12 protein-coding genes are annotated in these 9963 nt (G+C 47.0%); 8 read left to right on the forward strand and 4 right to left on the reverse strand.

The window, feature by feature from the left end; translation table 11 throughout:
- Window positions 1-242 precede the first annotated feature (242 nt).
- The 4 genes from proB to IM496_RS14625 all read left to right on the forward strand — a co-directional run bounded on the left by proB (window position 243) and on the right by IM496_RS14625 (window position 3037).
- Entirely contained in the window at window positions 243-1376 is a 1134-nt protein-coding gene (gene proB / locus IM496_RS14610; RefSeq protein ID WP_287662360.1) for a glutamate 5-kinase, read from the forward strand.
- 291 nt (window positions 1377-1667) lie between these two features.
- Entirely contained in the window at window positions 1668-2177 is a 510-nt protein-coding gene (apcB, locus tag IM496_RS14615; protein ID WP_104395964.1) for an allophycocyanin subunit beta, read from the forward strand.
- A 129-nt stretch (window positions 2178-2306) separates the two neighbouring features.
- Entirely contained in the window at window positions 2307-2597 is a 291-nt protein-coding gene (locus IM496_RS14620) for a hypothetical protein (RefSeq protein WP_194017538.1), read from the forward strand.
- Window positions 2594-3037: a type II toxin-antitoxin system VapC family toxin gene (locus IM496_RS14625; protein WP_104395767.1), complete on the forward strand. Its 444-nt coding sequence runs from the start codon at window positions 2594-2596 to the stop codon at window positions 3035-3037. The genes IM496_RS14620 and IM496_RS14625 overlap by 4 nt, the downstream gene beginning before the upstream one ends.
- Here the strand turns inward: IM496_RS14625 and ruvX are convergent.
- Together ruvX and IM496_RS14635 are read right to left on the reverse strand one after the other, a co-directional pair.
- Window positions 2972-3472, reverse strand: a complete 501-nt coding sequence (gene ruvX, locus IM496_RS14630) for a Holliday junction resolvase RuvX (RefSeq protein ID WP_287662362.1) — start codon at window positions 3470-3472, stop codon at window positions 2972-2974. The two genes, IM496_RS14625 and ruvX, sit on opposite strands and share 66 nt — an antisense overlap.
- On the reverse strand, window positions 3472-4713 hold the full coding sequence (locus tag IM496_RS14635; RefSeq protein ID WP_194017542.1) for a GNAT family N-acetyltransferase: 1242 nt from the start codon (window positions 4711-4713) through the stop codon (window positions 3472-3474). The genes ruvX and IM496_RS14635 overlap by 1 nt, the downstream gene beginning before the upstream one ends.
- Before the next feature lie 212 nt (window positions 4714-4925).
- Between IM496_RS14635 and IM496_RS14640 the strand changes: the two genes are divergently transcribed.
- Window positions 4926-5432 carry a hypothetical protein gene (locus IM496_RS14640; RefSeq protein WP_002741066.1) on the forward strand — a complete coding sequence of 169 codons (507 nt, stop codon included), beginning with the start codon at window positions 4926-4928 and terminating at the stop codon, window positions 5430-5432.
- An 8-nt stretch (window positions 5433-5440) separates the two neighbouring features.
- A complete protein-coding gene (locus IM496_RS14645; protein WP_002783727.1) occupies window positions 5441-5848 on the forward strand; it encodes an MAPEG family protein in 408 nt (135 codons plus the stop codon).
- Window positions 5849-5938: 90 nt separating this feature from the next.
- Here the strand turns inward: IM496_RS14645 and IM496_RS14650 are convergent, their stop codons facing one another.
- Window positions 5939-6979 carry an adenosine deaminase gene (locus tag IM496_RS14650; RefSeq protein WP_287662363.1) on the reverse strand — a complete coding sequence of 347 codons (1041 nt, stop codon included), beginning with the start codon at window positions 6977-6979 and terminating at the stop codon, window positions 5939-5941.
- Window positions 6980-7277: 298 nt separating this feature from the next.
- Here IM496_RS14650 and IM496_RS14655 point away from each other — a divergent pair, with 298 nt between their 5' ends.
- Window positions 7278-8108, forward strand: coding sequence for a hypothetical protein (locus IM496_RS14655; protein ID WP_287662364.1), 831 nt, complete (start codon window positions 7278-7280; stop codon window positions 8106-8108).
- Window positions 8109-8335: 227 nt separating this feature from the next.
- Here IM496_RS14655 and IM496_RS14660 read toward each other — a convergent pair whose 3' ends face one another.
- The gene (locus IM496_RS14660) at window positions 8336-9226 is read right to left on the reverse strand and encodes an alpha/beta fold hydrolase (RefSeq protein WP_287662365.1); all 891 of its coding nucleotides are present in this window, start codon (window positions 9224-9226) and stop codon (window positions 8336-8338) included.
- A 365-nt stretch (window positions 9227-9591) separates the two neighbouring features.
- On the opposite strand from IM496_RS14660, the gene IM496_RS14665 reads away from it, so the two are divergent.
- Window positions 9592-9963 (forward strand): Rpn family recombination-promoting nuclease/putative transposase (locus tag IM496_RS14665; RefSeq protein WP_287662366.1); only part of this gene is annotated, 372 nt, incomplete at its 3' end.

Consider the following 9963-nt stretch of genomic DNA (forward strand, 5'->3'; position numbering starts at 1 on the left):
GTAGGGAGGCACAATTATTTGTAGGATGGGTTAGCGGTAGCGTAAACTATGCGGGCGTTGGGTTTCATGCTTCAACCCAACCTACGTTCATCTTATATTTAATTCCACCCACCCACTTAATAGTGTGATTAACTCTCAAGTTATGAATTGTTTCTCCCCACACCCCACACCCCACACCCCACACCCTACACCCCACACCCCACACCCCACACCCCACACCCCACACCCCACACCTTTTGACGATGAACCAAACCATAGTGATCAAAATCGGTACTTCCAGTTTGACCGATAATGAAACCGGCCAATTATCCCTATCCACGATCGCCGCTTTAGTGGAAGTCCTCACCCGGTTGCGCGCTGCCGGTCATCGGGTGGTATTAGTATCTTCCGGGGCCGTGGGGGTGGGCTGCCGTCGTCTGGGAATACAGGAAAGACCGAAAAAAATCGCCCTCAAACAAGCGATCGCCGCCGTCGGCCAAGGTCGTCTGATGCGGATCTATGATGACCTCTTTACCAGTCTTGGTCAACCGATCGCCCAAATTTTGCTGACCCGTCCCGAATTGATGGAACGCACCTGTTATGTCAACGCCTATAATACCTTTCAGGCTTTGTTTGAATTAGGAGTAATTGCCATCGTCAACGAAAATGATACGGTGGCGATCGATGAGTTAAAATTCGGCGATAATGACACTTTATCAGCCCTTGTGGCCAGTTTAATCGAGGCTGACTGGTTATTTATCCTCACCGATGTGGATCGCCTCTACAGTGCCGATCCGCGGCTATTTCCCGAAGCGGCGGCTATTGCCCGAGTTAGTCCCGCGGAATTAGCGCAACTATCGATCGATGCCGGTAGTAGTGGCAGTCAGTGGGGGACCGGGGGTATGGCGACTAAATTGGCCGCGGCCCGGATTGCCACAAGCGCCGGGGTAGAAATGGCGATTACTAGGGGACGGCAGCCCGGTAATATCTTAAAAATTATGGCAGGAGAGGCGATCGGAACCCGTTTTGAGGCCCAAAAACGCAGTGATAACGCCCGCAAACGCTGGATCGCCTACGGACTAATGCCCATGGGTAAAATCTATCTCGATGCGGGGGCGATTCAAGCCATTTGTCAGGGGGGAAAATCTCTCCTCGCGGCCGGGATTACCAAAGTGGAGGGGGAATTTAGCGCCTCGGAATCGGTGCAATTGTGCGATCGAGAAGGACGGGAAGTGGCCCGGGGAATTGTTAATTATAGTAGTGAGGAGATCGATCAAGTTAAAGGTCAACATTCCGAGCGTATTGCCAGTTTATTAGGTTATATGGCCGCAGAAACCATTATTCATCGGGATAATCTCGTCATTTTGAGTGCCTCGTCCACTACCTCGACTAAGTAGTCGTGCAAAATAAATTTCCTAGTGAAGATAGGCAAGAGGCAATAGGCAAGAGGCAAAAGCTTTATCGAAATGTGTAATTAATTTTGCTTAGGTACTTAATAAGGGATAATTCCGCCACCCAGCGCTGGTCTGGCCAATGCCTTAAATGTAAAGAAATGTCTCAAAAAAACAACAAATTGTTAGACAAGCAAGAGAGTTAGACTAGGGATGTCTCCCGAAGTTCAACCCTGTGAGATTATAAATAAAGCGAAACTCAAAAATGTCTTTATTGCTGTTGGGAGAAACTTAATAATGCGAGACGCGGTAACTAGCCTGATTAGAAAATACGATGTCACCGGACGTTATCTCGATCGAGATGCGATCGATAATCTTAAACAATATTTTGCCTCGGGAACTGCCCGTCTAGCTGCCGCCACCCTAATTAACGCTAATTCGGCGGCGCTCGTGCGTGGGGCGGCGATTCGTCTATTTGAAGAAGTTCCCGAATTGATCCGCGCCGGGGGTAATGCCTACACCACCCGTCGTTATTCTGCCTGTCTGCGGGATATGGATTACTATCTCCGCTATGCCAGTTATGCCCTAGTAGCTGCTGATACTAATGTTCTAGATGAGCGGGTACTGCAAGGACTGCGGGAAACCTATAATTCCCTGGGTGTTCCCATCGGTCCGACGGTGCGCGGTATCCAAATCATGAGCGAAATGATTCAAGCCATGGCTACTGAGGCGGGTATTGCCGACACCTCTTTGATCGCCGAACCCTTTGATCATCTCACTCGTGAATTAAGCGAAGTCTCTATTTAAATTCAGTTATCAGTTATCGGTTATCAGTTTTGTTCGTTCAATCAATGAGTTGATTTTTTGCTTGCTAGAATTGAGTAAAGTCTTCCGTTGCTACGGTCAGATGACCGAGTTTCTTAGTGGATTCTTTTCATGAACAGCGAACAGTTATTGCTATCGAGATGGCGTGATTTGCCGCCAGACAAACAGAGAGAGGTCTTAGATTTTACCGAATTTCTAGCCACACGTCTCTTGTCGTCGCCAGAATCAGAAGCTAGTCCGAACTTGTCCGCATCGCCAGAAAACTCTCAAACTCCCGATCGCCGCTGCCAGTCGATTCCCGCTTTGATCGAGGCAGTCAAACAACGCTATCGGGAATTACCCGATGATGTGAAATGGCTAGACAGTACGGTATTGATTCGCCAAGAGCGAAACGGGCGATGACAAATGCTTTTAGATGCGTTGTCGATGCCAGCGTTGCCATTAAACAGTTTATTCGCGATCCCCTTTCTGAAAAAACGATCGAATTATTTGCCCTTCTCGTCGAACCAGAAACGGAATTTTTGGTTCCTGATCTGTTTTACATTGAAATGGCAAACATTCTCTGGAAATATTTGCGGGCAGGACAATTGACTGCAAGGCAAGTTCAAGAGGCCTTGACCTTTCTAGAAGGTTATCCCCTGTGGGTTTTTTCTACTGTCCCTCTCATGAGAGAAGCTGTGAATCTCGGCATCGCCTATAATCTGACCGCCTACGATGGCTCTTATGTCGCCCTTGCCAAGCGGCTAGACGCACCCTTGTTGACCTTGGATCGGAAGTTATTCGAGGCTTTGGCTACCAGTTCCCTTGCCGTTTTTTGGTTCGACGATTTCCCTATCCCCTAAAACAACACTATTAACTCGCCGTCGGCGATCGAGCCATTGTTGTAAAATAATCGCCGCCGCTTCCCGATCAATCGCTCCCTTATCCCAAGAGGAAAACTGTTTTTTAGCTTTTAAGAATTCTTCCGCCTCTAGGGACGTGCAACGCTCATCAATGTATTCGAGGGGTAAATCCAAGGCGATCGCTAGTTTCTGGGCATATTTTTGTACCTGTTTAGCCTGAAATCCTAACTCTCCCGCCATGGTATAGGGCAGTCCCGCCACCAAAATCTTAATATTTCTTTCCTTGACAATTGCCTTAAATTGTGCTATGTCGGCAACAAAGGAAGAACGGATAATCGTAGTCAAACCAGTGGCGATTAAACCTGTACCGTCACATCCTGCCACTCCTACCCGTTTTTTGCCGATATCTAAGCCCAGGGCGGCGACCCTTTCCATTACACTGGATGCCCCTGATCCGGGGGTTCCGAGGGGGGTTTAGCGGGGGGAAGTTCTCCCGGACTGTCGAGGGAGTCTAGGGGGGGATTATTGGGCCATTTTAACCAAGACATCCGACTAGGGATGGGAGTTCGCGGCACCGGTTGTAAACCCTGCAGCATTTCTGCCAGGGCGGAATTTTCCGGCTTAGTTTCGCGGATTTTGTGCCATACCGAGCGCGACATCATCAGGGTGTGGGAACTGCGGATTGCTCCCAATTGTTCCAGATATTCCCGTCTTTCGTGCTGATAATCAGCCGATATCAACTCTAGCGATCGAGGGGGATACTTGCGCGTGATCTGGGCCATCTGGATTAATAACTTAGGATAGAGCCAAGTGTAGGCGGGATGGACAATTAATTTCGCTTGATGGGGTCGCTCATCCTGATTAGATAGGATTAATTCAAAATAACCGATCGCCGCTTTTCGTTGTGGTTCAAAAACGTAACCGCGACTAATTTGCGGACCGCCGCACCAACTTTGACAGCGACCGAACAAACTATCAACTAAACTGATTTTAAAATCCTGGATATGGCGATCAAATACCTGACGCAGTAGCGGCGGCATAGACACACAATCTAACTGATAAAGTAATTGAGCGTCAGCATTGCTCACAGGCAGTAAATTCGGTAAATCTGCCTCTTGTTTGCTCAATTCCTGTAATAATTGCGGTGGTAAAGACCAATAGGTTAATTCTGCCAAAGGCTGAAAACCGTGTTGCCGAAAAAGGGCTAAACTGTCCTTTTGATTGATATTAACCTCTAACACCCAGGTGCGCGCTTCCCAAACCGTTTCTAGACAATAACGCAGTAATTGCGCCCCGATGCCCTTGGGTTCGCCTAAAGACTCCGCCGGATGCACCCGCACCTGTTCCACCCGCCAAGTGCTGCGACTACTATTAAAAGGAGTGACTTGGATGGCCCCGCGAATTTTCCCTTCTTCTCCCCGATTGGCCAGGGACTCGGCCACATAGACATGAAAACGGTGTTGCAGAGGATTGGGAAAAAAACTGAGAATTTTAAACAACCCAAACCAAGGCCGCACCTGCTGCACCTGCGTGCGGAAATTTTGGGCGCGACGATCAATATCCTCATCGAAGTCATCCAAGGTTAAAGCTTCAATGTCTTCTAAATCCCGATATTGTACGGGACGGATTGGGCGATCGCTAAAATCGTCCCCTTGGGGAACAGGAGAAGTGGTCATGGCTCTGGGGTAAATATCGTCTATGCAGCTATCTTACCGTAGAATCTAGAGGCACTTCTGCACCAATAACAATTTCTGAGGGATCATAGGGGACGACCACAGAAAGGACACCTCGATGAGCATCTGGGGTTTTTTAGGCCAAATTTCCAATCATGACAATTCGATGCTACAATAACGGACGGTTAATCAGTCCGAATTTGCAGTAAAAGTCTTTGAGTCAATCTGTAGATACCACTAACACCCTAGACACTCTAGCTCAAGAACTGGCCGCCATTCAGCAGACCGGTTCTAAGCGCGTCGCTTTATTGGGTTCCCGTCATGTTCCCATCACCCACCAGCAATTGATCGAAATGATGGCCTATGCCCTCGTGCTGGCGGGCAATCGGATTATGACCTCCGGGGCGACGGGAACCAATTCCGCCGTCATTAAGGGGGCAATGCGGGCAGATCCTAATCTGTTAACCGTGATCTTACCCCAAAGTCTTGATCGCCAGCCCCTGGAATCCCAAGAACAACTTCAGCAGGTTATCCATCTAGTGGAATGTCCCGAAAATGACCATCTATCCCTAGGGGAAGCCAGCAGCCTCTGTAATCGGGAGATTATCAATCGTTGTCAACAGTTAATCTGTTTTGCTTTCCACGACAGTCAAACCCTTTTGCAAACCTGCGCGGAAGCGGAAGATCAACGCAAGCTAGTTACCCTATTTTATTTTGACTAAATTCAGCGATGAATCTCTCCGTCAGTGCCATTCTTCTCTATTCGATAGTGGCTGCCGCTATCTCTGTCTATCTACCTTTTCTGCTGGTGGCTTACGCTAGGGCTAAGGTGGGTTACGATACCTCCGCTCCCCGGGCCATGTTCGACCAACTCCCAGACTACGCTAAACGAGCAACTTGGGCCCATCAAAATGGTTTTGAAACCTTTATGATCTATAGTGCCGCCGCTCTCATGGCCTACGTTACAGGAGTCTCCTCATCCTTGGCTGCTAACTGTGCGATCGCTTTTGTGATCCTCCGGCTTTTATTTTCCCTTTTTTATATCACTAATGTCCCGATCGCTCGTTCCCTGATGTTCGGTCTTGGTTCTCTGTGTACTTATACTCTCTTTGGGTTGAGTTTAATCAAGATTCAGTAGAATTCCCGAAACCCGATGCAGGAGAGTGGAAAAACGCTATAGTTCGGGAGCGGTAAAGAAGTTGCTTAACCCAAACTATAGTTAATTGTGTTACTGATAAACCGGTAATTTGGGATTATCCACTGATAACAAACCGGTTAAAAGTGAGGCGGGTTTTTGACTATAGGGCCAAGCAAAAGCATGGCGAAAAGCCGCATCTTGACAAGCTTGTAATTGTCGAAAATCGATCACGTCTAGGGTGAGTAAATTTTCGTACTCGAAGGGGAGCCGGACATTGTGTAAACCAGCATTATCGGTACAGATAGCAATATCAACCCCCGCTTCAAAACAGCGATCGAAGACTATCTTTAATTGCGATAAACTCTCAAGGGTGCCAGTTTTTAAATAGGTGGTGGGACAGACTTCTAAACATTGATGACGACGGGCAACTTCCGGCAGCAATTCCGGATATTGTAGGGGAATTTGAATACCGTGACCAATTCTTTGCAGATAGGGCAGTAATTGGGGATAACAACCGTCCTTTGTTTCGTAAAGATGGCCGGTGGTATTTAAACCGTTTTCCCTGGCATAACTGTATAAACCGGCAAATTCCTCTAGTCGAGTTTGGTAGTGGGAATCACCCCCCGCAATATCGATCGCACAGACGTATTCTCTCATCCCTAGGGCTAGATCAACGATCGCTTTGTTGACTTCGTAGGGAAGTCGCGAGTGCATACAGAGAATTTGACTGGTAATAATCGGATATTCGCTCATTTTCGAGGCTTGACCAACGATCTCGACAATTGATCGCATTTGCTCGATGCGCTCTGTTTGGTTCAAATGTTCGTCGGTGCGATAGTAGGGAGTATAGCGCAATTCTAAATAGGCCAGATTCTCGAAGATGTAAGCGCCGCGAATCAGACGATAGATAAAATAGGGCAAAGTTTGGGCGGTTTGAACACTTTCGACTAGGGTATGTAATTCCAAATACTCATCTAAACTATTGCGTTTGCGGGTGTAAAATTCCTCAAAAGCGGGATATTCTGGGAATTTATCCGCTAAATCCCGCTCATGTCTGTGAAAGTAGCGCCAGAGAATTCTCGGTACTACCGATCCCCCTAAATGCCGATGCAAATCCGCGTATAAAGCCACAACTCCGCTGCTCCTTAGTCTCTCAAATGTTCCTTAAATATAACGAAGTTTTACAATTGTTTGACAATTGCTCGCAAATAGTATCAGTACCTAGTCGGTGAACAGTGTGGGGTGTGGGGTGTAGGGTGTGGGGTGTGGGGTGTGGGGTGTGGGGTGTGGGGTGTGGGGTGTGGGGTGTGGGGTGTGGGGTGATGGGGTGTGGGGAGTTTTCTCAGTGAACTGATAACTGATTACTGATAACTGATCACTGCTTAATGATTTGATAGCATGGAGGAAAACCTATAGAGGGTGAAGCGGTATGAGTAACTATAAAGATTCTTCTTCGATGCGCTATTTCTTGGCAGGATTAAAACCCTTTGCCCAACCTTTATTTTGGCTGCCGCTAGGAATATTTTCCTTAGCTCTAATTGCTTTCTCAATATATCAACAGAATCCTGGATGGTTGGGTTCGGTATTCGATACCCCAGGAATGTCCTTGGAGGAGCGCGAAATCCGGAGCAACAAGATTACCGATACTCCTCTCCCCACTGCCGCACCACTGCCGGCCATTCCTGCCAATAATAATACCGCTCGCCCGGGGAGACCGGCCTCGACGCAGCCTTTTGATCCTTTAAATACTAATCCCAATGACAACCAGAAACCCTCTTTATTCGCCCCGTTAATGCCGCCAGTCAAGCCAAATCCAGTACCGAATACTAGTAAAACTCTGCAACCGATTCAAGTGCAACCGATTAGTGGCAACAATAGCAATTATCCTTTACAGAGAGAAATCGAAAATCGCTCGCGGACTAATAACTTGAATAATTATTCTAATCTCAACCCCGGGGGCAACCCGAATCAAGTCAACCCCCAGGGAAATTATTCCCCTTATCAACAAAATACTCAGCCCCTACCCTCCTGGAATAATGCCAACCCTAACCCGGTCCCCGGCCCTGGCAACCAATCCAACTATTATCAACCCCCCGTATATCAGTCCCCCGTTTACGGCAGTCAACCCAACGTCACCGGTTATCCCAATCAGGGAATGCCGCCCAACAATAATGGCATCCCCAATCAAGTTCCCCCTCAAACTACTAACCGAGGCTTCACTATCCAACAACCCATTGATACCCGGTCTTCTGGTTACTAGAAGGACTTAGATAGGGATTGCTGAATAAATCTAAAAACCTTGTTGGATAATATTTTTAGACTTTTTTGAAATCAAAAAGTACCAGCGATTGGAGTGATTGGGGGGAAAATTCAGGGACTTTTTCCCTGAAAATTAGGTAATTGACCGCCTGAAAATGGGTAAAACCCTACACCCCACACCCCACACCCCACACCCTACCCCCACCAACAAACTTTTTGCCGCAAACCCTAGATAGGAGCTTGCAGGAAGTCTAATAAAATCGGATTAACTATTTCTGGAGCTTCATCCTGGGGACAGTGGCCCAAACCAGCTAAGGGGATAAACTGTTTTACTGTCGGGAATCTTGCTAATTCCCGGCCCAAGGACAAGGGTTCCCAGGGATCCTCGCTACCCCAAAGCAGAATAGCCCGACAGGGGAGAATCGGCAGCAGGTCTTCTGGGAGTGGGCCGCCAGAATAACCGGTAAAAGCGAGGAAAACCTCGATCGCTCCTGGATCTCGGGCGGGTTTTAGGATTATTTCTACTAATTCCTCTGTTACCGCTTCCGAGCGCCCATAAGCTTGCAGGAGAATTTTACGCACTGTCTGGGGTTTAGCGATCTGTTGGAAGAAAAAAGCCCCAATTGCTTTATTTTTGAGAATTATTTGGGCAAAATCTGCGCCTAAACGACGATACCAGGGTAATTCCCCCCGTTTTCTTTCGTGTAGTAGTCTGAGGGAACAATTAATCGCCGCTACCCCAAGGACAAAATCGGGATAATCGACGGCAGCCTGCATAATGGCCACGCAACCGATGGAATTACCCGCCAAAAAAGCAGGACCCCCCACCACTTCCCGACAAAAATCGGCAATCTGCGCCCCCCAAGTCTCGAAAGTATAATCGATCTCCTTTTGCGGTTCGGGTTTGTCGGAACCGCCAAAACCAATTAAATCTAGGGCAAAACAGCGACATTTTTCGCCTAAAACGGGGATATTTTTGCGCCAATGTCCCCAAGATGCCCCAAATCCATGCACAAGCACGATCGCAGGTCCTGTCTCCCCCGCATTTTGATAGGTGATTTTGAATCCCCGCCAATGCCAAATTTTTGCTTGTGTCTCTAATCCTAGAATTTTTTGCATATTTTTGTTTATCTGTAAAGTATTTGTTGCTTTTCTTAATATATACTGTCGGGTTAACTGGCGGCTTAACTGGTCGTCTGGGGATGATGCCAAATCCCGTCATAGTTCATCTCAAATGAACCCAACAATCGCCAATTATGATGAACCCTAGAAAGAAGTATTAAGTCACCTAGAAAACGGGTTTCTTCAAGAAACCCGTTTTCTGTGGGGTTTTTTGCGGAAAGTATCCCCCTCTTTTCGTAGTTCCCCCTCCCCTCGTAGTTTAAGGGGGTAACGTCATAACAATCCGTTGCCAAAACAGACTTTTCAGAATATAATAGATAAGAGTAGTCATTCATCGCTCAGATTAGTTAAGATGACATTACATGACTAATAATATTGACCATGACCGCTTATTTAAGGAGTTAATCTCCACCTTTTTTATCGAATTTATCGAGTTATTTTTTCCTCAATTGATGGATTATTTAGATAGAAACTCGATTACTTTTTTAGACAAAGAAGTATTTACAGATGTCACGGAAGGAGAAAGGCATGAAAGCGATTTAGTCGCACAAGTTAAGTTTCGCGGAAAAGAATCTTTTTTTCTGATTCATGTCGAGGCGCAGGAAAGTTCCCGCAAGTGGTTTAACCGGCGAATGTTTACTTATTTTGCTCGCTTTCATGAGAAATTTGTCTTACCGATTTATCCGATTGTAATTTTTTCTTATTCAAAGCCAAAAAGAGCAGCGATTAGTCAA

The sequence above is a fragment of the Microcystis sp. M049S2 genome (genome assembly GCF_020245625.1).
GTDB lineage: Bacteria > Cyanobacteriota > Cyanobacteriia > Cyanobacteriales > Microcystaceae > Microcystis > Microcystis ichthyoblabe_A.

Coding starts and splice junctions, on each gene's coding strand:
- proB (WP_287662360.1), top strand. CDS start 243: ATGAACCAAACCATAGTGATCAAAATCGGTACTTCCAGTTTGACCGAT.
- apcB (WP_104395964.1), top strand. CDS start 1,668: ATGCGAGACGCGGTAACTAGCCTGATTAGAAAATACGATGTCACCGGA.
- IM496_RS14620 (WP_194017538.1), top strand. CDS start 2,307: ATGAACAGCGAACAGTTATTGCTATCGAGATGGCGTGATTTGCCGCCA.
- IM496_RS14625 (WP_104395767.1), top strand. CDS start 2,594: ATGACAAATGCTTTTAGATGCGTTGTCGATGCCAGCGTTGCCATTAAA.
- ruvX (WP_287662362.1), bottom strand. CDS start 3,472: ATGGAAAGGGTCGCCGCCCTGGGCTTAGATATCGGCAAAAAACGGGTA.
- IM496_RS14635 (WP_194017542.1), bottom strand. CDS start 4,713: ATGACCACTTCTCCTGTTCCCCAAGGGGACGATTTTAGCGATCGCCCA.
- IM496_RS14645 (WP_002783727.1), top strand. CDS start 5,441: ATGAATCTCTCCGTCAGTGCCATTCTTCTCTATTCGATAGTGGCTGCC.
- IM496_RS14655 (WP_287662364.1), top strand. CDS start 7,278: ATGAGTAACTATAAAGATTCTTCTTCGATGCGCTATTTCTTGGCAGGA.
- IM496_RS14660 (WP_287662365.1), bottom strand. CDS start 9,226: ATGCAAAAAATTCTAGGATTAGAGACACAAGCAAAAATTTGGCATTGG.